Genomic DNA, 24227 nt, shown 5'->3' on the forward strand with positions numbered 1-24227 from the left:
GTGAAGTGATGCTGCTGGGTGTGGGGAAGCGTTCAATCAACGCCAGAAACCAGTCCGACCGGCTGTTGCCGGCAAAGTGGGCGATCTCGGGAAAATAGAGCGGCAGGTAGTGGTTCAGGATGCGGTGCCAGGTCTGGGTCTTGGCTTTAGAGATGACTTCGTGCGTCTTCGACAGTTCCTGCAAATCGTTGATGCCGGCTTCAAGCGGATCGACGTAAACCTGCGTGGCCCCGATCCGCAGCATGTGCAAGATAACCTGTGCATCCTTCGGATCGTTCTTGTCCCAGCCGTTATGCAGTGCCTCTCGGGTTCTGGCCAATACAACTGAAGAGATCAGTCGCAACTGGAAACCTGCCGCAAGCAGCTTATACGCCAGGGTACGATGATAATTGCCGGTCGCTTCGAAACCGATGACGATTGGCCGTGCCATGGAAGCCAGTTCCTCCACCAAGCGATCATAGTCATCCTTGGTTGCCATGACCGACATACGTCGGCGCCGGCCACCTTCGGGCCGCTCGATAAGAACCTCATGACGGTGCTTCGACATATCGATCGCTACCAGCACGGCGTTTGTGGGAGTAGAAAGATATTTGGTCATGGCTTGTCGCCTCCAAAGTGTTGCCTCGACAACTTCACTTTAGAGACCTGTTGACCGGCCATGACCACAGCCGACGGCGCGCTGCGCTACGCACGGCTACGCGCGCCGCCGGCTGTGTCAGAGCGAGATTCCCGATGTGCTACGGCACGGAGATGACCAGCATGGCCAAGGACCCAGCGATTGACGGTGCTGTGGTCGACCTCAAAGCCGCGCTCCCGAAACATCTCTTCCAGATCGCGGTAGCTCATCCTTGGTCGCTCAGTGCGTTTCTTCGGATTGCTGGCAGCCTCGCACAGAGCGTCGAGCGGGGCGACTCAGCCCGGGCAGTGGATAGACTAGCTAAGTGCCTGTACAATGCGACCATTGAAATTGGCGGCACACGGACTCCCATTGCTACACGTCAACAAATATATGATTTGTTTAATATTTTAGCGCGCGCGCCCAGACGATGCAGGAGTGTTACGTCCACGATCCCATGCACTCAAGCAAGTGATTAACGGGCTAAGCGGAGCTGCGCGCGACGCGGCATGCCGCACGTATTTGGCCGATACGTCAGCCCTGTTGCCAATCCTTGCAGGTGAGGAGCACATGGAGGTCTACATCTTAGACGTTGTCGTCGGCTTCGGCCGTGCGGCTATAAGCAGGTTAGCCAGCGCTGACGTACTTCTGTCTATGGCGACACTTGACGGCGTGCTTCACGCTTTTCCCGACGTTGTGGAAGTGGTCGCTTTGGCGAGCGACATGTATTTTGCGATATCGGTCGCATGTGCCGCACCCACCGTGCCGTTGGGTGAAGACCAGCCTGCAACGCTCGAATTTGCCAATGCAGTTTTGCCAACCCTTCTGGCAAGCGTCGAGCGGTTCGGCAGTTCTTGCACCCAGGATCATCCCGACTTACGCGTTACGGTCGCCATGACCTTAGTAAACGCAAGCCTCGCCAAAATAAAACTCAAGGAGTTCGAACCCGTCGAACTTCTGGTCCACACGGTTCTTGCTATAACAGACGGAAATCAGGAAGCGGGGCACCGAATTATCGCATTGAATGCGCTGAAAAATTACGCAGTTTTCGCAATGCTTAAGGATGATGTCGGCACTCTGGAGAAGGCCTTAGAATTCGCTTTTCTTAACGCACGGCCAGCGATACACGACAACTATATTGCAGAGACGCTTTTGGAAATAATTGGCAACACCATGGCGTTCAGTCAGACCGGCGTTCGGCCGGTTGCACCGATGCTGTTAGCGAAGGTATTGGATGTCCCTTGGCCTATTGACTATCTTAGGGTGCGGCAATTGCTATTCGGTACGGTCAGAAATCTACTTTCCAGCGCCAAGACCGAACTGGTTGAGTTAGCTATTGCTGAAGCGCGTGCAAACAATGTAAGTCCGGCAGTTGCGGATTTTCTGGAGGCGACATGGACCCGCTTCGATCCGCGACAGCCTGAAGACGGACCGAACGGTCTTATAACGTATATAGACGTGCTGAGGCGTGCAGCGTTGGGTGATGCTCTAGCCCTGCCCTTCGCGAGCGCTGTCGCCGAATTTTGGTTTTTCCACCGACGAACACCGACGTTGGCAAACTACCCGCTTCCGTTTAGTGTACTCCCGGAAGTGGACGGCGTGCGAATCCAGCTCGGCGAAGACCATATCGGGCCGGATTGCTGGTTCTTCTTCCGGCTTTGGACTGACCTAAATCTGTAGCTACGTGGGCCGTAGGGGCATCGTCCAATCCTTACCGGCGCTCTTGCGGCTTGAAAGGAATTGAACCAGCGCTCGATCTCATGTTTCCCAAAAACCTGAAAAATCTCGATAATTCGTTCAACGTAGAGGACCACACATGTTCAGCTGCGGCCTGTGCAATACCGATCAACGATCACCTGATCCAAGTTAAAGTCCATCTCGGCCCGAGACCCGCTGTTCGCGGGCGAGCCCGGCGTCTACTTACTCAATAGCTTCTATCAGGTCATAACCGAAAATGTGCTCGGCAAGGATATTTGTCGTCTCGTACGGCTCGCCGATCCCATTGACCCGTCCGACCTCGGCAATCAAATGAAGGTTCTTTCGCGGGCGCGATGCAATCACATATAGGAGCTTCTTGGCGCTATCTAGCGCGTTAGGGTCAGCGAAATGCGGAACCATGCCTTCGAGCAGCGCAAATGCTATCACTGAATCGAATTCAGCCCCTTTGACACCGTGAATGGTTGATATCGTGATTCCGGAGCGTGCCGCGAACACGCGCCTGAACATCGCAATGTTGGATACCGCTTGCACACCGGCGTTTTCCAGCCGTTCGATTTGGATTCTCGAACGTTCGAAAAATGCCGTGCGATGATCATCGAGCGACGGAAATAGCGCAATGTCTATCCCGAGCGCCAGCAGCAGCTCGTGAAAAAACAGCTCTAGGTATTCGAGGCCATCATCGACCAGGATCTCAATTTGATTGCATTGGCGCAAAAGATCCCTTCGAGAGGTTTTCGACGTGTCGATGCCTACAGACCGAAAATGCTCCAGCACCTCGCCGGCCCAGCGCATCCTTCGAACGAACATTTTTGGCTCTGGCCGAGTCAATGCGAGCCGAGATATCTTGAACCAGATATTGTCTTGGTCTCGAGAAAACGGCGCCATGCCCGGGCCGTCGAAATTGTATTCGGGCAGCGCCGCCACCAGACGTCGAGTTATCGCCGCCAGTTGCACCCATTGCGGTCCGACAACGCAGATTTCGTGCGGCGAAATTCCAAGCGTTTCGATATTATGGCGAATGAGCCGCACGATCTCATCATCCAGCTCTTGGTGATTGATCTCCTGGTCGAACGAAATGAAGCCTCCGTAGTCGCGGTCCTCGCCGACAGCCTCAATGACCGCAGGCACGACACAGTAGTTGGAGAAATAGCCGACGATCCTTTCGGAGGAGCGGTAATTGTTCGACAGGCTTTTCTCGGCGAGATCGATGCCAGCGCGCGCCGCGAATTCTGGTCGAGTCATCGCATAGCCACCCAAGGAACCGTATATTGCCTGGTTGGGGTCTCCGACGATAAACGTTCTCGTGTTTCCGGCCGATGCCCTTAGAATGGCGGCAACAATTGCGTATTGAATCTCTTTGGTGTCCTGATATTCGTCAACGAGGATGTAACGAAACAGAGAGCCGAGCAGCACGGGAATCGACGGATTGCTGGCGACCAAGTCGTGCGCGCAGCTCAAAATCATCTCAAAGTCCAGTTGCCGTTGTTCCTGAAGCCGATCCCAATAGCGTTGCAGGACGGCTATTGCTGCTGCGCGGCGGTTCGGATTTGCTCCCTCAAGCTCGAAACCAGCCGTCGTGAAATAATATCGACAATCCATTGGGCGGACGAAATTCGGAGATTGCTGGCAGAGTTCCGCCAAGATGTCATCAGTTTCATGCTGGTCGATCACCCGGAACCCGTTGGCAAGCCGCTCGTGATAGATAGCGTAGGGTCTAATGATCCAGTCGAGACAAAATGAATGGATCGTGCCGATCCAGAGACGATCAGTCGGGACCCCCAGCCTCTCGATACGTTCAGCAATCTCTTCGGCGGCACGATGCGTGTAGGTGATGGCGACCACCCAATGGCGTTCACTTTCCAGTTTCGAGAGCTCGAGAGCGATTTTGTATGTCAGAGCTCTCGTCTTGCCGCTACCCGGACATGCGGCGAGGAAAACGCTCCCGTCATGAAGGATGGCATCCGTCTGCTCATCATTGAGGTCGCCGTTTTGCCATACGAAAACCATCAGGCATGTCCCATGATATCGATGATGACGTCGCCGGCGACTGCACCGATCAGTGCTTCGCGGAGCGGCTCTATTGCCAGCTCGCCAGCGCGGAACGATTTTACCTGTTCCCTCAGCTGCGCAAGCTGCGCACCTCCGACCACAGCGGGATCCTGATGGAATTTCAGGCGGTGCTCGATCATATTTGCCAGAACAGCGCGGCCGATCGGTCGATGGGCGGAAAAGATCGCTTCGATCAGATAGTCTGGGATGCGCGTCGAGGCGGACACCTGCTTGGCCATCTGGATCGCGAGCCACCCCTTCCCTGCATAATCTGCCATGGCGAGGATCCGACGGCCGAAAACGGCCGGATCGTTGGATCTCAATTCCGCCGTTGCAGCAATAATGGTCGGATTGTCCTTGTAGACCGCGTTCAAGACCGAAACGGCAAGTTCCGAGTTTCCCGCGGCCACGAAGTCGACTTCGAAGGTTCTCGGAGCATAATGGACGGAAACCCAGTCGTTGCCGTCATTGAACGCGGTCAGTCTTGCCCGCCTAGCGATCCCGGCCGCTTGGGCTCCGATTGCTTTCTCTTTCGCGCCCTTTATCACCTTCGTATCGTCCTCGGCGGGCTCAATATTGAAGAACGTGGCGTCGAGGTCGGTGACGATGGCGCAGCGTCTTCTTATTCTAAGATCGTGAAAAAGCACCGCGACATTTTCGAATCCGGTACTGCGGATGTTGATCAGGCTTACGCCCAGTTCATCAAGGCTCACCCCGAGAACTTCCTTGACGAGGACAGGAACAAGAATTTCTTCCGCATCGCCTTCAACAAGAATGACACTTTTAGCGAATAGGAGATTGCTCCTGACCGCATCAAGATAACGTTGGATGCTTCTGATCTCCGGCTCATCAAGTCCCGCACTCGGCCGGAATGCCTCGCAGCGTGAGCCGCTGCGCCCGAGGATATTAACGTTTTCAACGTTGCTCACTTCTGAGATCTGGGTTGAGTGGGTGGAATAAATCACCTGGGTATCGGGGTAGCTTAGGCGGTCAAACAGAGTTTTCTGGATGTGCGTGTGGATATGAGCCTCGGGCTCCTCGATCACCAAAAAGTTTGCGCAGGCCTGCTTCGCTTTCTGGCACTTAAACTCGAGGAGCTTCAGCGTCAGGTAGATAAGGTTGGCACCACCGAGGCTCAACTCGTTGATGGCACCCTCATAGTCGTCGTCCGTTTCGCCGACGAACAGCTTCAATGATTGGAACAGCCGGTCGGCTTCGTCGGGGACCGCCGACCTCACCGCCAAGCTCGCAGGCGAATATGTTTCTCCCGCTGCATCGCGGATCGTCTGCCGTATATCGGCTCTGATTTCGCCAACATCGGGAAGCGCTTCGATCTCGGTATTAAGAGCTTTGACGCGCTCGGTGATCGGCGCCAATGCAGCGGGGTCAGTTTCGCCACTCTTGCTGCGCAACAGCGTCAGCAATGGATTGGTCCGCTGCCCCTGGAACTCGCTGACAACATCCCGCAACGCCTGGACAAAAGTGAAGCAGACCTCCTTGCTCACGGACATGATTCCTGGAACCCGACCGCCGAGGCTCGCGGGATGAAGCTCCGCTGGAAAGTGCACTGTCGCAAAGTCGCCAACCAACGCCTGATAGACGGCAGGATCGGAGAAATCAGCAGTACTTTTACCGGTGAAGACCGTCTCGTAATCATCGAGCGTGATCGTGTTCAAGATCCCCGCGAGGCCGGCATGATCCCCCTCAGCGAGTTGGCTGAGAAGCGTGCGCATCGCGGCGTTAGGTCGAAAAATCAAATTATAAGTGGCTCTCGCGACGGCGTCGTTTTCGATGACGCCGGTGCCATGGAGGAAAAGCGCCTGGATTGCTTCCTCCTGGGACACCTCCGCAAACTCAATACTGATGATGATCCAATGCCCACGCCAATTGCCGAGGCCGCGGTGAAAGTCACCCTCTTCAAGTCGGTACGCCCAACGGAGGAAATCATCGTCGAGCATCAACCGCATTGCGCGGAACAGGTTCGTCTTTCCTGAACCGTTCTCGCCGATGATCGTATTAATGCCTTTGTTGAAATGAAAGTTTGCCCGCTCGAAATTACGATAGTTTACCAATTGAACGCGGGAGATATGCATCGTGGATCCTTCGAGACTCGTGATGCCGCGAATATACCCGCAAAACGAGAGAAGAACATCGTTCCGCGACTGTGACAGCCCTCTGTCCCACAGGCATAGTGGTTACCCTCAAAGAGCGCTTTGCCGTAGGTTTTAAGTCCGCCTCAGCAGAAATACGGCGAGGCTGCACGCAACACTGACAACGAGCTCTGCCTCGGCGACCGTCGCGTCTCGGCCTTCCTGAACATGGCGTCCATTCTGTGAGGCGTAACCCCATAACTTATGGACCGCATCCCCCAAAGGCGGAGTCAGGGCCAGACTGTTGATAATCTGGCCGAGGTTCTGATTGGGGGCGTTTGTCATGTCTCAAGCGACGCATTCGAGGGCAGCCATCGAATGCTGAATGGCGCCTGTTCGGTCTGGATCCGGACGACGTGAGATATCCTTCAGCGCCTCACGGATTTCGCCGGCCGCCGTGTACCTACCGCTTTGCGCAAAAGCATCAACCGCCTGCTCAGTCGTAATCGCGAATGTCGGATCACCACGAAACACTATTCCATCCGGATCTTTGAGCTCCCAACCGATCCCTTTCTCGCGGAAGACCCTATTCAAATCGTCCTTGAAGCGCCGCTGTTCGTCTGGGCGGTATTCGAAGTTGCGCTAAAGTGCTTCAGCGACGTCATAGACCTTGTACCACTCGCACCCCCTCAACAAGTCGAGGACTTCATCCCAGATGTTTGGGTATTCGCTCCAGTTGCGAGGATCTGGGACCTCGAGCAAGATATCGCATACGATGGTCCGGATAGCGGTCGGGCTTAGTCCGCAGCTTCGCGCGATGCTAGCGACCTGGAAACGTAGGAAATCGGGAGCATCGTCGCGGATCGTGATTTCCGGTTCCGGGCCACGATAACCATGTCTATCGGAAAAGGATCGATTCATTTCTCGCGTCCCAATTACGCTCATTCGTCAAACGTAGTTCTTCATTTTGCGTGCATGAAAGCAACCGAATCTGCCTATCTTCGACTGACTCGTGAAACCAGGTGCGATCATGCAAGGAAATGTCACCTTTGACCCACTCGCTTTTGCCGAGCCCGTCGAAAAGCCTGAGATCACTGAGATTCTCGATTCGGAGAGCGGGGAATTCTTTGAAACCACAGCTTTTATCTCTCAAAATCGCTATGACCGGTTGGTCGCGGAGCGCGTTTCGATCCGGGAAAATCTAGCGGACAACCCGCTTTTCGCATGCGGGCTTTGCGCGACGCCAGTTTATCTGGTTGCCTCTCGCGAGAAGCGTTTCTTTTTTCGCCATTGCCGGGAGGATGGTTCTTGCCCGTCGGTCACCCGTTCGGCATTGAGCCGCGATGAGATCCGGGCGCTGAAATATGATGGCCAGCGAGAAAGTGTCGCTCATCGAAAGATCAAGGAACGGCTCCTGCGCAGTCTTGCAGCCGACCCCTCAAACAGCGAAATCCTCTCTGAAAGGCAGTGGCGCTCTGCCCGAGATCCCGGCAGCCGACGTCAACCCGATGTGCAGGCTCTCACCGCGTTTGGCCGGGTGGCTTTCGAGGCGCAGCTGTCGACGACCTTCCTCGACGTGGTGGCGGGACGTCGCTCATTCTACCGCAGTGAAGGCGCATTGCTCATTTGGGTTATGGCAGGATTTGACCCCGATTATCGGCGCATGACGACGGACGACCTGCTGTTCTCCAACAACTCCAACATTCTCGTTGTCGATGAAGAGACAGCGGCTTTGTCCGAGAGGAGCGGCATATTCTACCTCCGTGCGCATTACCGCGTCCCGGAAATGGTATCGGGCGTCATCAGAGATGACTGGGCATCTCAGATCGTCGCATTCCGCGACTTGAGAATAGATCTGGAATCACAGTCAGCCTGGGCCTTCGACTACGACGGCCAGTCTCAGTTGCTCCTCGAAAACACGAGGATCGAGCTCGAAACGCGGGATCGCGACCTGCGTGAAAGGATTTGCGCATTTTGGTTGGCGCGCAATCAGCACACTCCCGACCCACTGTCCGCTGAGGAAACGTGGCGGAGCCTGGTGGCAGAACTCCCGGCCCGCGGCGTTACACCTCCAACGCACGACAGACACGACCGCGCCGTTACTGGTCTGATGAACGGCGTCCTAAGCGCACGCGAAAAGCGCCCGATCGGTTGGGATTTTAAACACCTCATCGAGGTCGCGCACCGCATTTGCGACGGATATCCGGAACACGCGCTCGCGATGGGATTTGCCCTCAAGGAATATGGATGCGAGGAATTGATCAAAGCCCAGGACAAGAGCGGAAAGTGGGAAAGGCGCGCCCGCACGATCCGGGAGAACATCCGCGCAGGTGATCAACGCTATCTACCCGATGAGAATACGCTACCGTTCCTCACGTTCGTATTTCCTGAGATCGGCAGCAGAATTGGAAAGTTCCTGTCGTCTCATCTCGCCTGGGCCACGCTCTGAGGTACGAGCGTCGATTTTCTGCGCGATACAGCCCCTATTTGAACCTGCGGTTTGGACGCTGACTGTCGAAATTCGTGCCGAACGGTCAGTAGTGTCCCTTGCTCTGGAAGATGTATTGCCCGTTGAGCAGGACGTGCTGCTAGCCAACGCGCTGTACAATTCAAACGTGAGGAAAGATGCACGACAATGGAAAATGATGGGACCGACGCCGCAAAGCGCCCTATCGACTAGCGTTATCGCGTCCCCGAACAAAATCAGAACATCTGCTTTGACAATCCTTAGGATCCGTGGATTATCACTAGGCAATGCATGCCTTCAGACAAGTTCCCCGAGGGCTGGGAGTCGTCGGGAACGGAAGCGCCTGCGCGGCCGTGCCTTTTTCTCTGCTCAAGATTGATAGGACGAAACTCATGGCCAAAGACGCTGCACTATTGTCTGAGCTGCATAAGCTGATCGGCCAGCGGATGGATGCTGGCCAGATTGCACAGCCGAGCCAGATTGTTGAAGAAATTTTCAAGAACAAGCCTCTGACAAGTCCTCATGCCGACTTCTACAGGGCATTTGCCAAAAAGGAACTGGTAAAGGTAGTGACGCGAATGCTGAAGCGCATCGGCATGAGCGACGACCCCGCCTCCCCTCAGATGGTGTTTCCGGGCCATACCCGTTTGGTTAAATCATATCCCGTGATCAGAAACGGTGAGAGGGCACTGGTTCCCATAAGCCTTTGCTCGCCGCGAGAACTCTCTGACCATGTATTACTTCTTCGCAAGCAGGCAAAGGGTTGTGAAAACCACGCTTCAGAGCTGGAGGAATATGTAGCCAGCAAAATCTCTTTGGAGGAAGCCCAGGCCCTAAAGGAGCATTCGGAAGCGGCCGAGGTCGAGCCGGCTTGACTTTAGAAAGCCAACGCGGAGTGACCATCTAAACGAACACGATATAAAAGGCCTGCAGCAGTTGTTATCAATGCTGCGCGCTCCGCTTTACGAACAGATCGTTGAACACCCGATCCGCTCCCCACGCCTGAGCCGATGTGAAGGCAAGCTGTCGCAACTCGTCGCTGGCCAGTGGCTGCTGCCCAGGCTTGTAGCCGAGATCATGGTTCGCTTCGGACCACGCGTGCTGAAAGAGAGTTTTGATCTGCAACTCGAAGCAGTACGGCACGAGGTTCTTGTCGAAACTCGGATCGATCAGATCTTGCTGCAGCATAAGGATATGGTGATTTCCAAAATACCCAAACTCCCACTCGTTCTCTGGCAACATATCTTTCGATTCGATGGCGTGGAAGTAGCGCTGAACTTCCTCCGAAATCCTATGCACATCGTCCTTATAGAAAGTGATGATCCGCGCGCCGATTTGATCCTGAATCTGATGAAGCGGATCTTCATACTTCGCTTTTCCATCTTTCTCAGCAGCGGCTTTGCCCATGAAGCGCTCCACAGACTTCGGGCGCGTCGAGATGCGATCGATCCGCGGCTGACCGGCGAAGATGTCCTGCAATAAGTTGGCAAGCTTATCGGCGATGGGGAAGAGCACGGTTTCGTACCGCGCTCGATATTGAGCTTCGACGGTCATCTACCCTTCTCCAGTTTTTCGCTAATCACTGAGCCGACTGTGCTGAAGCGCATCTTATCGGCTCCTTCCTCGACGGGTTTGTGTTCGAAGACCTTATCGAAGGAGGCAGCGTCAGCGGTGAGCATGGCCCCATTATCCAGTTCCACGGTCCGATAGGGCAATTGCCGAGTGAACTCGGTGGCATCGAACTGAAAATTATCATTAGCCAGGTCAGCTCGTTCGAGCTGCTTCACCACGGCGGCCTTGGCGCCCTCGGAAAATCCGTAGCGACTACAGAAAACCTCAACGCTCAATGTCTCTGTACCAAGCCCACTGGCCAATGTAGCTGCGGCAGTGATCTGGCGCTTAATTTCCAAATCGTCTGTCGTTTTGATCGCTTTCTTCAATGCGACAGCGAGACGACGGGTACCAAACGCAGGGCTAGTCATAAAGTCCGACAGCAGAAACTCCTTAACCCAGTAATCCGACGACTCCAGATCCTGACTGTTAATCTGCTTGTCGACGGCCATGCCACTCCAGAAACCACCTTGGAATGACTGATGCTTGTAGACGACAGCTTTGTAGGAATGCGCATTTTTCATGAAAACGCGGTCGATGAATTCGACCGTCAACATGTCGGCAGCCTCGTTTACAACCACGCCGTTGTTGGCGCGAAAACGTGATATTACCACCTTGTGCTCGGGACCTTCGGTGCCCTTGATCAGGAATAGAAGCCCGAGCCCCGAGCGACGGGTGGTTACCGTCGCCAGTTCCTCGGCAAACACACGGCCCAGATCGACCCCAGGCGCTGACGCATATGCAATCAACATGTCACGACGCGCGTTCGCTTGAGCGCCGCCGTTGCCCTTGTTGAAGGCGATGCCGATGTTGCATTCGGTATCGGCCTTTTCGTACACGTTTCTCATTAGGATAAACATGTCGCCTTCATGCGGCACTTGGCTTCCGACGATGGCCGATGGCTCGGCGGCCCCCTTATTGGGATATACAAGGTATGTATGGATGCTCTCGATAGGCAAGCTTATCCCCCTCGCTGCCGAATACTTTGATTTTACCAGAGCTACATATAATACCTGTCCCGCACAAGCAGACGCGTATCGTTGGACAGCGTCACAACCAAAGTAAGCAGCGGTAAACGTCGCTAGCAATGCAACTTCGGTCGCCGCTGCTTGAATTGAGCGCGTAAATCGCCGACATTGTGGCGTCACGTACCTAAATGTCCCAAGCCACCTGAAGATTGGCACCAACTTCGGGCGACGATTGCTCATTGGTGTGGTGTTTGCGGATGGCGATTGACGGCCGGAGCTTCATTCATGCGTGAGATACATTTGGTCTTCACGCATTGCAGCGCACACACCCTTTCAACGTTTGCACGAATCGCCTTTTATTGGAGAATAGAATGATCGATTGGCGGGAAATTCAATGGGCAATGTAGTCCTGATCTCAGGCCCCATTTCAGTGGGCAAATCGGCGCTGGTCAACCAGTTCGAAAAGCGTTTCGGCGCCCGGAGGATTTCCACGCGGCAGTTGTTATTACAGCGCAACCCACAAGGCGATCGGGAGTCGCTTATCAAGCTGGGGTTGGAACTTGACGAGAGCACGTCCGGCCGATGGGTGCTTGATGAGTTCCTCGATGTCGCTCGAGGTGATCTGGAAGGACAGATCTGGCTTATTGATGCGGTTCGGACGTTGGATCAAGTCCAACATTTTAGACAACAGTTACCTGGAAAAGTTTTTCATGTTCATCTGACAGCGCCGATTGGCGTCCTTCGGAAACGTTACCTTGAGCGTCCAGCAGAGTTGCAGGAGTTTTCCAGTTACGACGAAGCTCGACTTCACGGAACAGAAAAGAACATCGATGACTTGGAGACGGTGGCTGATTGCATCCTCGATACGCATAAGAACGACGCTGCTTCGCTTCTGGCGCACGCCGCGAGCGATCTAGACCTTTTTCCCAAAACGACGGAAAGACTTGTCGATGTTCTCGTTGGTGCGCAGTTTGGCAGCGAGGGAAAGGGCAATATATGCGCACATATTGCAAAGGATTATCAAGTTCTTATGCGGGTCGGAGGACCAAACGCCGGTCACAAAGTCTCCTTTCCGAAGTATGACTACATTCAACTTCCATCGGGAACGCTGTCCAACCCGGGTGCCAAGCTCTTAATCGGCGCGGGGGCCACGCTCTCCGTCAAGCAGGTCCTTAAAGAGGTCCGGGATCTCAAACTTAGCGGAGAGCGGCTGTCTATTGATCCTCAAGCTGTGATCATCGAAGACTCGGACATCGAGACCGAGATGGGGAGTTTGGAGGCGATCGGCTCAACGAAGAAAGGCGTGGGCGTCGCAACCGCTAGGAAAATACTTGGGCGTGGCGACAAGGTCTACTTTGACTCACCTGTTCGGCTCGCGAGAGACGTGCCCGAACTCAAGGAATATGTCCGGTGCACCAAGATCGAGCTTGAAAAGGCTTATCTGCGCGGCGATCGGATTTTGCTAGAAGGGACACAAGGGACTGATCTGAGCATCCATCACGGGTATTATCCGTGGGTCACGTCCAGAGAAACGACCGCTTCTGGATGCTTGGCAGACGCAGGTATCGCTCCAGCAAGGGTCCGTCGCGTGATCATGGTGACGCGCACATATCCTATCCGAGTAGGGGGAGAATCCGGTCCCATGATGCGGGAAATCGATTTCGCGACGATCGCTGAGCGAAGTGGTGTATTCGAGGCGGAAATCCGTGGAACGGAAGTTGGTACCGTATCAGGTAAGAAACGTCGGATCGGAGAATTTGATTGGGAGCAGGTACGACGGTCAGCGGTTTTAAACGGAGCAACAGACATCGCACTTACGTTCGCTGACTACATTGATGCATCGAATAAGTCTGCAACGGAATACGCGATGCTCACGGCGGAAACGAAGAAATTCGTTGAGGACCTTGAACGTGTCACCGGGACCAATGTGACTTGGATCACCAAGGATTTTGGCGAGGACGCTATTGTGATCGAGCGCAAAGGAAGCAGAACTGAAAATGGAAATTGAGCTTCTTGTACAAACCTACCCTCGATTGTTCCACATGGCTGAAGACGGGGCGTTTCCTTCCATCCAAGAACACGGCCTCCTTAGCGCGACAGCGTTGCTCGACCGCTATGAAATTAACGGGCAACAACGAATAGCGATCGAAGCACGGCGGCGCCCGGAAAGTGTTACGATCTCGAAGGAGGGGCTGCCCGACGCAGTTATCCGCGACAACAAACCAATGACAGACAGTGCTTTGGAGAAATGTTTGTTGGACGGGCTGGTGCCAGAGCAATGGTATCGGATTCTAAATGAAAAGACGTTTTTCTGGCTTCATAAGAAACGTCTTTGGAGATTGCTCGATGCCGAAGCCTACCGTGCATCTCCGCAAACAATACTTACAATCGACACCGCATCTCTCGTAGCTGCACATCAAGACAAAATCCTTCTCAGCCCGATCAACAGCGGCTCCACGATTATGAAACCGCAGCCACGGGGCCCCAACACATTTCTCCCAATTAGTGAGTATCCCTACACTGATCGGAGGAAATCACGGTCCGTTGAGAACGCGCTGGTGGAGTTGACTGTGCATTATGGCGTCCACGATATAAAGGACCATATGATATCTGCACACCGGTTCGCGGATGGAAAGTTAACAGAGCTATGGCGACGCCCCGGTTCGGCGCTAAATGACGGACCATGACCTAAGCGCTGGATCGATAGGGTTCAGACTCGAAGCCAGACCGAAAATCTTCAGGCGACAAGCTCCTTGAACTTTGCGAGGAACCTTTCACGCGCCTCATAAGGAGACAAGAATTCAACGGTGACCGGCGCTGGGCGAATGCTTGATTGTGCCGCCCAGTAGTCGGTGCCATCTGGCATCAGCTGCGACTGCTCCGCCGCCAGAACACGCAGATCTGCTAACTTGACGTCAGCCATCGCGGTTCGATCAAGGCCAAAGCGACTGAATATAGCAGCTTCGACATTAGACTCGATCGCTTTGTACTCTGGTAAAAGTTGTTTAAGCGGTCTGGTGATATCTCCGAGAAATGCTTCGGCAGCATCATGCAGCAATGCCTCAAGCTTGAAGGAGTCGGTGGTGTTACAAACGTGAAGCGAGTGCTCTGCGACCGAATAAAAGCTTCGACATTGGCCTGCATAGCGGCAAATGTTCGCTAATCCTTGCGCAATGTCCTCGATGGTGAATTCACTGTGCCATGGGTCAAGAAGGTCGAACCAGGTGCCGCTTGCGAGCATGATGCTCGGTCCAGATTTCATCTTGACAGCAACCTGAACGTTCATAGACATATCCTTCAGCGAATCATCTCTTCACTGCTATCTGAGCGCGATCTTCGTTTGAGTAGAGCGGGAGCGCAAGACGCATTTTCGCTTGCTATCCTTGCTCGTCGTCAGAACCTAGTTGTTTCCTGGTCGTCCACGAAAAAACATGGTGGCAAAGTTAACGGGTCACTAACCATTCAACTCGGCGCGCCAACGAAAGCCAAGAAATCCCGCCGCTAGCTGCTTTTGACCTTGGCGGGCCGGTTCGCCTTCCGTAGCAGATCAGCTACATGGCTTGTGAGTCCCACACGACCAATCACCATAACGCCATGGCCTTCAGGCATTGTCGCCAAAATCCGCCGCAACGTTTCAAGTCCAGCTGAGGTCTGGAATTCGACCCATGCATCCGCTTGTCCTGGAACGATAACGTCGGCTGTAGAACTTGTCGCTCCGCAATGCAGCTGAACTATCCAGACGACGTCGCCGTCATGAACCCATTCAAACCTAACTGGTCCGAGGCGGCTTGCCAGCACTGAATAGATAGCCGTGACATTCTCAACGACGAAGGAGGGCAGCATTTCGGGCAGCTGAAGGCCCAGCATGAACTGATCTCCCTCGCCTTTTCTCCCTTCAATGATAATTTCTCCCTTGGGCCCAGTTACCGCCGCACCCGAGAACTGAGCCCGCACCGCCGACTGGCAGATCACAGATCGTATGTTTGCTCCGTCTGGATCCTCGGAAGATAAAAGTGAGAACGGATCCACCCAACCTTTCACGGTCGTGTAGAGCCCTGGCTGAGGATCCGTTGGTGCAGTCCTTGTCCATACTTCCGCCGATCCGGTATCACGGCCGAATGTGAACGGTGCGATACGTCTCCCAATCACCGTCGTTCGTGGGACTGGCACGCCAAGTTCATTCGCAATAAGGAGACCATAAACCTTATCTCCAAGATGGCGGCTGAACCTGTTTGGCCATAGCATAGCCGCCGGCAGAAAACCGGGTGCATCCCATTCCAGCTCCCACACGATGGTGTGACGCTGGTGGTACCCGCGAGGCCGGGGATGGATACTGAATTCTATACGCGCATTTTGGGCAAAAGACAGTTCGGCTGAGAAACCATAGACCGTCCTCAGTATGCTCATGCCAACAGCCAATGGCAGAGAAGCGGCTCCAGGTTTCTCGACGCAACGTGGCGTATCATCTGGAGCAAATTCGATGAGCTGCCCTTGGACGACGCCAGATACGCCCCCGTCATGGATGTCTATTGTTTCATTAACGATGAGATGCAAATTTTCTGCCGCGAGGCGGTCAAGCACCGCCAAAGTTTCTTCAACCGTCTGCAGCCCATAGACAAACTCACGGCTCCGCGGGTTGTTGGGTTCATAGCTTCTGACATTCACTTTCCGGTCGGAACTCCGGCCTAAGAGTGCCGCAATCGCCTCCTTGGGACTTTCAAAACGATGGTTCTCTTCAAAACCCGCGATCCTACAGTAGCTCTGTTTAAGGTGATCACCCGCCGGCCGGAAAGCCACAAATTGTGCGATATTCGCTGTTGCGGCTAAGGAGTTTAGAATTTCGTCTTTGTGTAGCGCCATACTGCAACCGTGCCCGTTCGGAGTCGTCCTGCCCGCTCTTACAGATTCTAGCGCCGTCGCAACACCCCCTGACAGTAAAGCGATGTCGCCTGTAGACGATGTTCAAGCTGGTGGTATGTCATGATAAGCGAGAATGGTCCGCAGGTCGCGCCTCTATTGGCCTCAACAGGCTGGTACATGGCGTATGGTTCGATAAGGGTTACTTATCGATGGTAGAACCTTCTTCCAAACGCACGTATGAGGATAAGCGATCGTTTGTGAAAGTTTCTTGGCCACCTTAGCGAAGGCGAGAGCGCGGCAAGGCATGGAAATGCAGCACTGCTAAAGATTTACAGAGATGGCTGGTGTGGGGAGGGGATGTTGTCGGCATCGACGCAGCAGTCCGGACCGCCGTCGAACAGCGAGTCGCCGAGATCGAAGTCCAAATGGTCAAATCAACTCGGCATCGTCTTGGCTGGCTGTGCGGATGGCGGTCGCTACTGTTTTTGCCGGGATAGGTGCTGCCGTGGCCGGTAGCCGAAGATCACAACATCAGCAATGCCGCTGCCGGCCAGGCGTTCGGAGAAGCCAAGAAAGCCAGGCGGAGCGGTCATTGAGGAGATTCCGTCAATTCGAGATCTGGGTGATAGCTTTTTTGACCGTTAGTATCATCCACACTGCAAAAATGCTGTAAAAGCGTCGCACCAAAGTATTCGGCTCGAATATATATACTGAATATTTCATGGCCTCCCTTTTCACCTGCTTGAAAATTTCATAAGTCACTATAACCAAAGGTTGAGAATCCGGTCGCCAACAGAATGCATAAAGAACTCGTTTCAACGGAGTGGGCCCGCCGCGTCAAAGCGATCCTGATGCGTGACGTCTCCGACCTCGGCGACTTTGATGCGGTAGCCAAAATGCTGGTAGACCTCCACATTGTCATGCTTGACGCGCCCAGCAGAGTGAAGACGTCCTATGACACGCTGAAGGAGGATGAACTTCGCCAATGGGAGGATCTATGGGATAGGCGGCTTATAAACGGCCAGCCGATCGTCATCGAGTGGGGCAGTGAGCGCGAGGTCGCTCTCGGTCTCGGCTCGCTAATTCGAGCCTGGGACCGGCTCCTCTTGGATTGTCGGGCTCACCTTGGCCCGCCAGCCGATGCAGCGGAGTGGTTGACAAACGGATATTACGTCATCCCGCGCAAAACACTGAGTCCATGGTCGGACCCAAAGCGCAATCAGGGCTATCGGAACCGCGGCTTGTTGCGTCACCGAGTCATCCCCGCCGCGATAGACGACCTCGAAGTCCGGATCGTCGTGTTGCCGACGGTCGAAGACGACGAGGGACATCCACGACAGCGTTTCGGGGCAGCGGTTTTCAAGGATTTTGATGTCGATGTGTTGCAGGGACAGACGGATAGATTTCATGTGACTGGGTTAAACACTCAAAATCACGCCCTAGATATCCAGCGACAGCTTGAATCAAGCTCGGAAGAGCAGTGTTTCATCATCGTGTGGCCCGAACTCACAATGCCCAACACACATAGGACCAAAGTGCGCCGCATCCTGAAGGACAATTTGTTGGCTGAGGAGCCGCGGGTTTACCCGGAGATCGTCGTTGCGGGAAGTTGGCATGAAATGGAGAACGATGCACGTTACAACGTCTCTCATATCTTCGACCGCTTTGGAAAGCTCGTCACGACATACCGGAAGGCGGTCGCTTTTTCCGACAATCATCACGGCGTGGAGGATATCGAGCTTGGAAACGAGTTTCCCATTATCGTGACCGACCAAGCCATCATTGCGTTCGGCGTCTGCAAGGATTTCTGCACGGTCAGTCGCAGCAAGAATCCCTATCACGAGTCCAAGGTCGACTACGTCGTCGTTCCTTCTATGGGGCGCATACCACTCATGCAGGAACACAAGACAGCAGCTAACGACCTTCGCAACGTCACTGGCGGGCGTGTGTTTGTCGTCCAACAGCATCTTCCGCGAGACGACGGTGCTGCAGCCTTCGTACTGCCGCCCAATCGTGCGAAGGAGAGCGACGCAATTCCGCTGGAAAATGGAACGATTTGGCAGTCTTTCGGCTGGGCTTAATGGACTCCTAAAGATTGCCACCTTAAGGTGGAAAAATGTAATGTAATGTAATGACTAAGGCGAGCCAAATGAACCACGACCCAAAATCACTCGATAAAATCGCCACCGGTGAAATATCCGTGACTCTGGCAGCTGAGCTTATCAAGTCGACGATGGAGGAGTTGACGGAGACAAAGGCACAAAAGGTTTATACCGTGCTCAGAGCATGGGTCTGGAAAGCTTTGAATGAAAGGCGTCGAGACTCTGAGCTGAGGAAGTGGCACGCTCTTATCAATCAAACCTCTTCATATCTGGAGGAGGATTATTCCCCTCATGCGGAGAGAATTCGCGTGCTCTACGAGTTGGTCTACGAATCTATTGCCGTAGCCGAGGTCTATCCTTTCGCCGAGCTTGTGCAACGCTCTCATGTGAAGGAAATACTTATCTATCTTTATCGAAGTCCAAATCGTAGTCTTCCGCGGCAGGCGCTCCAGGAACGGCTGGGCTTGAAGGAACAGAACATGAGCCGAGTGCTCACGATGTTGAGCACATCCGGCCTTCTCGAGCGCTCGGCACGCGGAAAGGCTGCGGTGTATAGCCTTACGAGGGACGGTGCCAAACACGCGGGATCGATCGACTATGTCGACATCACCAGTGACAAGGTCGACCCTCATGCGCTTCAGTATGGCGGCGACATGAGCCCGCTCCGCAAGGGGCATAGGATACGCCACTGGAAAATTGCAATGGCCAGCGGCCCGAGTACCCCTCCGCGCCGCGCGGCAGAGCAAATCAAATTGAGGGTCCAGCGACGCGAAAAGGCAGATGCGAGACAGCAGACGAACCAAGCAAGACGGCGGGAGAAGAGTTATGAGTGAAAATGGGACGAACGAATTGGGCGCCAACGATGGTGAAGTTCCCGGCATGACGTTGTCGGGAAGCTTTCTGGATCATCTCGATTTCGTGGAAGAAGCGTCGCTCTCGCTCCTCGTCAGCGTTGGCGAACTCGATGAGACCCATGCAAAGATACTCGTGCCTTTCATTTCGATGAAGGTGCTCGGGTCGAAGTTGCACGAAGACGAGCCGTCGCTGCCAATTTTTTCGACCACGCTTGCCTTGGAGGATACAGCCTACCTCCTATCTGATTTTAGTCAGGAACTTGCAACCGCTCTCGACGAACTGGCAATTCTCAATTCCGGGCCAGTTAAGGTAGAGCAGCGGCGACTGGATCTCGTCAAGCAGTTCATCGGCGAGGCTGCCAGTGCCCTTGCCCATTGCAAAAGCTTGGTCGAGAAGCTTGAGGTGCTGGGGTAGGTAGCTCCCGATGTCGGAGAGCAGACAATTGTCAAAATGTCTGATCTCGACATCTGATTCCATTGCTGACGGGAACCTCGGTCGCGGAGATCATGCCGCTTCGAGCGTTCGTCGCGCCTGACTATTCTACGGTTGGGGATGCGGCGCGTCCACTAAAGCCCGGAAGCTTTGGTCAGATTGACGCGGAAACGATCGCGCCGACGCTGATATCTGCGGGTCATCTCTGCCGACGCATGACCGAGCTGTTTCTGGACGTAACGCTCATCGACTTCAGCGGAAGAGGCCAAGCCCGCGCGAAGGGAATGTCCGGAGAATTTGAGAGCGCGCTCGATCTCGCTGAGATCGCCGCGCACTCCGGCCGCAATCGCCGCCCGCTTCACCAGCCGCGCGACCTCCTTGTCGTTCAGCCGCTCCGACCCAACCGCTTTGCCTTGTCCCGTGACCCGGCGAAACAGAGGGCCATGAGCCAGCTTGGCGAACTTGATCCAGGTCTCGATTGCGGCGACCGGGCAGGTCGCATCGGCCGAGCCGCGACCGACCTCGACCTCTCGCCATCCGGTTTTACCTCGCAGGGTGAGGAGCATACCCTTGTCGAGGATCTCGATCCAACCGCGACCGTCCTCAGTTTGGTTGGCCTTCAGGTCGAGGCCGACGATCTCGGAGCGCCGAAGGCCGCCAGCAAAGCCGATAAGCAACATGGCCCGATCCCGCAACCCGCGCAGAGAGCCGCGATCGAGCGTCTCGACCATGGCGATGATATCCTCAGCCATGACCGCTTCCTTTTGGACCGGTGGTTTGGCGTGGCTGTTGCGTATGCCGGCCATTACGGTGGCGATATGCCGATCTTTGCGATCGAGCAACAGGCCACGCTGGGCATAGTTCCAGGAAAGCGAGGAGAGGCGGCGTTCGATGGTCGAGACTGAGTTCGCTTTTGCACCCCGTTCAGCCGTGACGGAAGCGCAGGCTGTGATGTAGAGTCCGACGGTTTGCGGATTCGGCGGCAGGGGGGCCAGATTGGAGCGCCTGCACCACGACGAAAAATGTTTCCAGTCGGCTGCGTAGGCCTTGCGCGTGTTGGCGGAACTTGCCGCCTGGACATAGCCGCGAGCGCGGTCGGCAAGACTGACGAGGTGAGCCGGTGTCTCGCTGCCGCCAGCGAGGGAGGGGAGGAGGCTATCGCCCGACATCTCCGGCGCGGAAACATTACGTCCGGCCGCCGTGCCGAGAGACGGCGCGAAACTCTCCTCGACGTGATTTTCGGTGTTCTGCTCGATGATTTGGCCCATTTCTCCATAATGAGCATTATGTCCGATAATGCAAGATTATCGGACATAAAATACCATAGACGGGCGGTGCGGTTTCGGCGGAAATAAGTGGCGAAAACTGCACGCATCGATTATTCTCGGCGACATGGATTCGCGCTCCCGCTCCGCTCTCGCCGCTTCTGTCCCATCGGCGACCGTGCTGCCCCTGCCGGCCTGGGCGAGCCCGCGCGCCCCGGATTTGGGCGAGGCGGATGCGGCCTTTGCCGCCGCCATCGCACTGAAATCGTTGGACGATCTCGTCCGCAGTGGGCCCGCCTGGGCTGGCTGCTGGCGCCAACGCCAAGCGCTCAAATGCGCGCAAGCGGCGGTGCAGCTGATCGGCCGCAACGAGGGCGAACACGCGTTGCGTGATGCACTTTTGCTCACCGCCGCTGACGACGATCCTGGTCCCGCCGGAAAGGTGTTTTTCGCCTTTAACAAGCTGGCGGCGACAACGCGGCCGGTCGGCAGCAAGGTTTTGCAGGACCTGGCGGGGTTGATCGGGTTGCGCAGCGACGGTCTGGACGAGATTACCGATCGCTTCGACGTCGCGCTGCAATCGGGCCGCGCGGTGCCCTTCGCCGTCGCCGACCTGGTCGCCAGCATCTCAGCCGCCCGCCCTGACGCCGAAATTCTCGCCTGGTGGCTGGCCGATCGGCTGCTGGCGGAAAAACTCGGCTGGGCGTGCGGCGTGCCGTTGTTGATGGGCGAACGCTACGGCGCGGCGTTCAAGACGATCGGCGGCCGCGGACGGGTGCGGCCGGGCGAGCCCGGCTTTGCGCGGGCGGTGTGCCTGGCGCTGGTCGCGGGCACGGTCGAGGCCCTACAGCAGGCCAACGACATCGGCCGGCGGGCCGAAAAATTGCTGGCGGCGGCGCCGAAGGTGCGGACGAAGGGCGCCGGGGTCGTCATCGAAAGCCTGCTCGACGCGGATGCCGTGCCGGCCGCCGCGCCCGGCAGCTATCTGTCGCGCTGGGCCGCGACGCGGTTGTTCGAGCGGCTAGAAAGTTTCGGCGCCGTGCGTGAACTCTCCGGCCGGACCTCGTTCCGGATTTTTGGATTGTGACGATGGCCGGATCGGGGGCTACCAGGACACATCGAGGAAGGAAATCGCGGTCGGAGGAGGAAGTCCTCTATGACCGGGAACTCGAGGATCTGCCGCCGGAGCTGCGCTGGCGCGAATGGATGCTGCGAGTCGAGGCGGTGATCTTTGCCTCGGCTGAACCGGTCACGCGTGAAACGCTGGCGCGGGTAGTCGGGAAAAGCTGCAGCGTCGATCTCATCATCGACGATCTGCGTGAGGAACTGCGGTCACGTCCCTATGACCTCGTCGAGGTCGCCGGCTGTTGGCAGCATCGCAGCCGTTCGGCTTACGCGTCCGCAATCCGCGCCTCGCAGGCGCCAACGCGGTCGTCCCCGGTATCGCTGACAGAGCATGAAGCCGCGGTGCTGGCGGCGATCGCCTACCTGCAGCCGGTGACACGCGGCGAATTGTCGCACATGTTCGGCAAGGAGGTGAGCCGCGACACGATTGCCAGTTTGCGTGACGCCGGATTCCTCGGCTCTGGCCCGCGCAGCCCGACGCCCGGCGCGCCCTACAGTTATGTGACGACCAAGTATTTCTTGTCGGCGTTCGGGCTCGAGACGTTGCGCGAGTTGCCCGATCTCGAGCGATTGGAGGACGCCGGGCTGCTCAGCCGGCAGGCGCTCCAGGAGACCGCGACGGCTGAGCGTGACGGTGACGTCCTGGAGGACTGACTGTGGTTTACGTTCCAATCAGTTTCTGCACCTCGCGACGGCCGGGACCCGGGCTCATTCTGGCATAGGCGCCGAGCAGGTTCGGAAGCTTTATGCCCCGGTCGTTTCCCTCCGTGGCCCTCGGCCGTCCTTTTCTTCGCCCGAGAGCGTTCGCAAGCAGCTCGATCCAGGCGGAGTGATCACTCGTCGGTGGAATCAGGCGCTGCAGACGGCGCTCTTTGCAGTCCTTTTCGTCATCCGTAGCATAGTCCACCGACCATTCACGTGGGCGACTGAGACGTTCGGCGCAGTACGCCCGTGCCGCCGTCGACAGACTGGTGAGGATCATCGTCGAGCAATAGCCGCCAGCACCAGGCATGCCCAAAAGCCGCCGGACAAGCACAGGACCAGACGGGGCGCGGGCGATAGCTTCCAGGCTGCAGATATTCTCGATGCATCGGTCGAGCGTTCTCGTCTCAGGACTGAGGTAAGGAATCGGCGCGCGGCGCAAATCATAGCCGCACGCGACACAATAATGTTGCGGCACGAGCTCGGTCTGGTCAAAGACGGCAATGCAGCCGTGGCAGGACGGACATCGGTCACGCAACCGACAGCCATGTTGTGTGCATGAAACCCGGGTCGCCAGTCGCCATCGACGCCGAAAATAGGGTTGCGGATCCTCAGCCAGACAGCGGCAGCAGAACTGCAGCCACGCAGCACTGTCGCGACGCCCGTTGTAGCGCAGCGGCAGCAAAAGCTGCGTCGGTAGGTCCTGCGACAACGTCATCGCCGCGAGCCGATCGGGCGCGGCACCTGTTTTGGCGTACAGCAGGTATGCGATGTCGGCCGGCAGCCTCTGATCAAGGGCTGCCGACCACATTCCCGGACTAAGCCCGAGCACACGAGCGAAGGCTTTCGGGGCTACCCCGTTGGCGTAGGCAAGCCGGTGCAGCCAGCTTGACAGCAATTCCTCTGGCTGCGGCATCACGGTGACTGGCCACCGGTCAGAAACGGCGTCGCGATATCGTTCGCGAATGCTGATGACCGGCGCGTGCGCGTGCACCGTCGTCATAGAAAGCTCTCGCGCAACCCCGAGTTGCGCCGCTGCGAAATCGGCACGTGGCGCAGCTCGTCGATGCTGGCCTTGCTGATTCGTTCGGTCCCGGATCTGATCGCGGTGATGGCGGCCCTGGTGACGACGGTGACGATCTCGCCGATCAAGCCTTCAGACAGGTCGAATATCCGCCGGGCCAATGCTTCGTTCGACAAATCCGAGCTCCTTGCGAGCGGCAAAGCGGCTTCGAGGCTGTCGAGCAGCATGAGATAGGTCTCGCCATATTGCCACCGGGGAACCGCCCCTAGGCGGTGTGGACGGATTGCTGCATTTAGCTGAAACGGGGTTCCCCCACTGAGTGTTGTCTGATTCATGGGATGT

21 protein-coding genes and 3 pseudogenes are annotated in these 24227 nt (G+C 56.0%); 10 read left to right on the forward strand and 14 right to left on the reverse strand.

The features are described from left to right. A partial coding sequence (locus tag MUU53_RS20175) for an IS110 family transposase (RefSeq protein ID WP_247262472.1) occupies positions 1-598 on the reverse strand: 598 nt, incomplete at its 3' end. 158 nt (positions 599-756) lie between these two features. Then, positions 757-846: pseudogene (locus MUU53_RS20180) on the reverse strand (IS6 family transposase); the annotation flags it as partial. A 340-nt stretch (positions 847-1186) separates the two neighbouring features. Here MUU53_RS20180 and MUU53_RS20185 point away from each other — a divergent pair. Further along, positions 1187-2296 carry a hypothetical protein gene (locus tag MUU53_RS20185; protein WP_247262473.1) on the forward strand — a complete coding sequence of 370 codons (1110 nt, stop codon included), beginning with the start codon at positions 1187-1189 and terminating at the stop codon, positions 2294-2296. 240 nt (positions 2297-2536) lie between these two features. Here the strand turns inward: MUU53_RS20185 and MUU53_RS20190 are convergent, their stop codons facing one another. From MUU53_RS20190 to MUU53_RS23440, 4 genes are all read right to left on the reverse strand, one after another. After that, positions 2537-4342 (reverse strand): UvrD-helicase domain-containing protein, encoded by a 1806-nt coding sequence (locus MUU53_RS20190; protein WP_247262474.1) that lies wholly within the window; start codon positions 4340-4342, stop codon positions 2537-2539. Continuing rightward, entirely contained in the window at positions 4342-6477 is a 2136-nt protein-coding gene (locus MUU53_RS20195; protein WP_247262475.1) for an ATP-dependent nuclease, read from the reverse strand. The genes MUU53_RS20190 and MUU53_RS20195 overlap by 1 nt, the downstream gene beginning before the upstream one ends. A 345-nt stretch (positions 6478-6822) precedes the next feature. After that, positions 6823-7008 (reverse strand): hypothetical protein, encoded by a 186-nt coding sequence (locus MUU53_RS20200; RefSeq protein WP_247262476.1) that lies wholly within the window; start codon positions 7006-7008, stop codon positions 6823-6825. Positions 7009-7116: 108 nt separating this feature from the next. Then, a complete protein-coding gene (locus tag MUU53_RS23440; RefSeq protein ID WP_425524259.1) occupies positions 7117-7419 on the reverse strand; it encodes an AbiJ-NTD4 domain-containing protein in 303 nt (100 codons plus the stop codon). Positions 7420-7504: 85 nt separating this feature from the next. Here MUU53_RS23440 and MUU53_RS20205 point away from each other — a divergent pair, with 85 nt between their 5' ends. Next, positions 7505-8923 (forward strand): DUF6035 family protein, encoded by a 1419-nt coding sequence (locus tag MUU53_RS20205; protein WP_247262477.1) that lies wholly within the window; start codon positions 7505-7507, stop codon positions 8921-8923. Positions 8924-9333: 410 nt separating this feature from the next. Next, the gene (locus MUU53_RS20210) at positions 9334-9816 is read left to right on the forward strand and encodes a hypothetical protein (protein ID WP_247262478.1); all 483 of its coding nucleotides are present in this window, start codon (positions 9334-9336) and stop codon (positions 9814-9816) included. Positions 9817-9883: 67 nt separating this feature from the next. Here the strand turns inward: MUU53_RS20210 and MUU53_RS20215 are convergent, their stop codons facing one another. Then, on the reverse strand, positions 9884-10495 hold the full coding sequence (locus MUU53_RS20215) for a GTP pyrophosphokinase (RefSeq protein ID WP_105370802.1): 612 nt from the start codon (positions 10493-10495) through the stop codon (positions 9884-9886). Next, on the reverse strand, positions 10492-11511 hold the full coding sequence (locus MUU53_RS20220) for a hypothetical protein (protein WP_247262479.1): 1020 nt from the start codon (positions 11509-11511) through the stop codon (positions 10492-10494). The genes MUU53_RS20215 and MUU53_RS20220 overlap by 4 nt, the downstream gene beginning before the upstream one ends. A 403-nt stretch (positions 11512-11914) precedes the next feature. Here MUU53_RS20220 and MUU53_RS20225 point away from each other — a divergent pair, with 403 nt between their 5' ends. Together MUU53_RS20225 and MUU53_RS20230 are read left to right on the forward strand one after the other, a co-directional pair. Continuing rightward, entirely contained in the window at positions 11915-13528 is a 1614-nt protein-coding gene (locus tag MUU53_RS20225; RefSeq protein ID WP_247262480.1) for an adenylosuccinate synthetase, read from the forward strand. Further along, on the forward strand, positions 13518-14207 hold the full coding sequence (locus MUU53_RS20230; RefSeq protein ID WP_247262481.1) for a DUF7002 family protein: 690 nt from the start codon (positions 13518-13520) through the stop codon (positions 14205-14207). Before MUU53_RS20225 ends, MUU53_RS20230 begins: the two co-directional genes overlap by 11 nt. 50 nt (positions 14208-14257) lie before the next feature. On the opposite strand, the gene MUU53_RS20235 is transcribed toward MUU53_RS20230, so the two are convergent. From MUU53_RS20235 to MUU53_RS20245, 3 genes and pseudogenes are all read right to left on the reverse strand, one after another. Beyond that, complete coding sequence (locus MUU53_RS20235; RefSeq protein WP_247262482.1) at positions 14258-14806, reverse strand: hypothetical protein; 549 nt, start codon at positions 14804-14806, stop codon at positions 14258-14260. 215 nt (positions 14807-15021) lie between these two features. After that, positions 15022-16380: a hypothetical protein gene (locus MUU53_RS20240; RefSeq protein ID WP_247262483.1), complete on the reverse strand. Its 1359-nt coding sequence runs from the start codon at positions 16378-16380 to the stop codon at positions 15022-15024. 350 nt (positions 16381-16730) lie between these two features. After that, positions 16731-16973: pseudogene (locus MUU53_RS20245) on the reverse strand (agmatinase); the annotation flags it as partial. Between the two features lie 204 nt (positions 16974-17177). Between MUU53_RS20245 and MUU53_RS20250 the strand changes: the two are divergent. The 3 genes from MUU53_RS20250 (at position 17178) to MUU53_RS20260 (ending at position 19751) form a co-directional block, all read left to right on the forward strand. Then, positions 17178-18461, forward strand: coding sequence for a hypothetical protein (locus MUU53_RS20250; protein ID WP_247262484.1), 1284 nt, complete (start codon positions 17178-17180; stop codon positions 18459-18461). Positions 18462-18529: 68 nt separating this feature from the next. Next, on the forward strand, positions 18530-19315 hold the full coding sequence (locus MUU53_RS20255; protein ID WP_247262485.1) for a helix-turn-helix domain-containing protein: 786 nt from the start codon (positions 18530-18532) through the stop codon (positions 19313-19315). Further along, on the forward strand, positions 19308-19751 hold the full coding sequence (locus MUU53_RS20260) for a hypothetical protein (RefSeq protein ID WP_247262486.1): 444 nt from the start codon (positions 19308-19310) through the stop codon (positions 19749-19751). The genes MUU53_RS20255 and MUU53_RS20260 overlap by 8 nt, the downstream gene beginning before the upstream one ends. A 152-nt stretch (positions 19752-19903) precedes the next feature. Here MUU53_RS20260 and MUU53_RS20265 read toward each other — a convergent pair whose 3' ends face one another. Beyond that, positions 19904-21037, reverse strand: coding sequence for a site-specific integrase (locus tag MUU53_RS20265; protein ID WP_247262487.1), 1134 nt, complete (start codon positions 21035-21037; stop codon positions 19904-19906). Positions 21038-21161: 124 nt separating this feature from the next. Between MUU53_RS20265 and MUU53_RS20270 the strand changes: the two genes are divergently transcribed. Beyond that, positions 21162-22121, forward strand: a complete 960-nt coding sequence (locus MUU53_RS20270; protein ID WP_247262488.1) for a DUF1403 family protein — start codon at positions 21162-21164, stop codon at positions 22119-22121. 2 nt (positions 22122-22123) lie between these two features. Beyond that, positions 22124-22813: an SMC-Scp complex subunit ScpB gene (scpB, locus tag MUU53_RS20275; protein ID WP_247262490.1), complete on the forward strand. Its 690-nt coding sequence runs from the start codon at positions 22124-22126 to the stop codon at positions 22811-22813. Between the two features lie 7 nt (positions 22814-22820). On the opposite strand, the gene MUU53_RS20280 is transcribed toward scpB, so the two are convergent. Beyond that, the gene (locus MUU53_RS20280) at positions 22821-23864 is read right to left on the reverse strand and encodes a TniQ family protein (protein WP_247262489.1); all 1044 of its coding nucleotides are present in this window, start codon (positions 23862-23864) and stop codon (positions 22821-22823) included. Continuing rightward, positions 23861-24227, reverse strand: a pseudogene (locus MUU53_RS20285) (hypothetical protein); the annotation flags it as partial. The gene MUU53_RS20280 and the pseudogene MUU53_RS20285, both read right to left, overlap by 4 nt.

Origin of the sequence: Affinirhizobium lemnae (assembly GCF_022968395.1) — a bacterium.
Lineage (GTDB): Bacteria > Pseudomonadota > Alphaproteobacteria > Rhizobiales > Rhizobiaceae > Neorhizobium > Neorhizobium lemnae.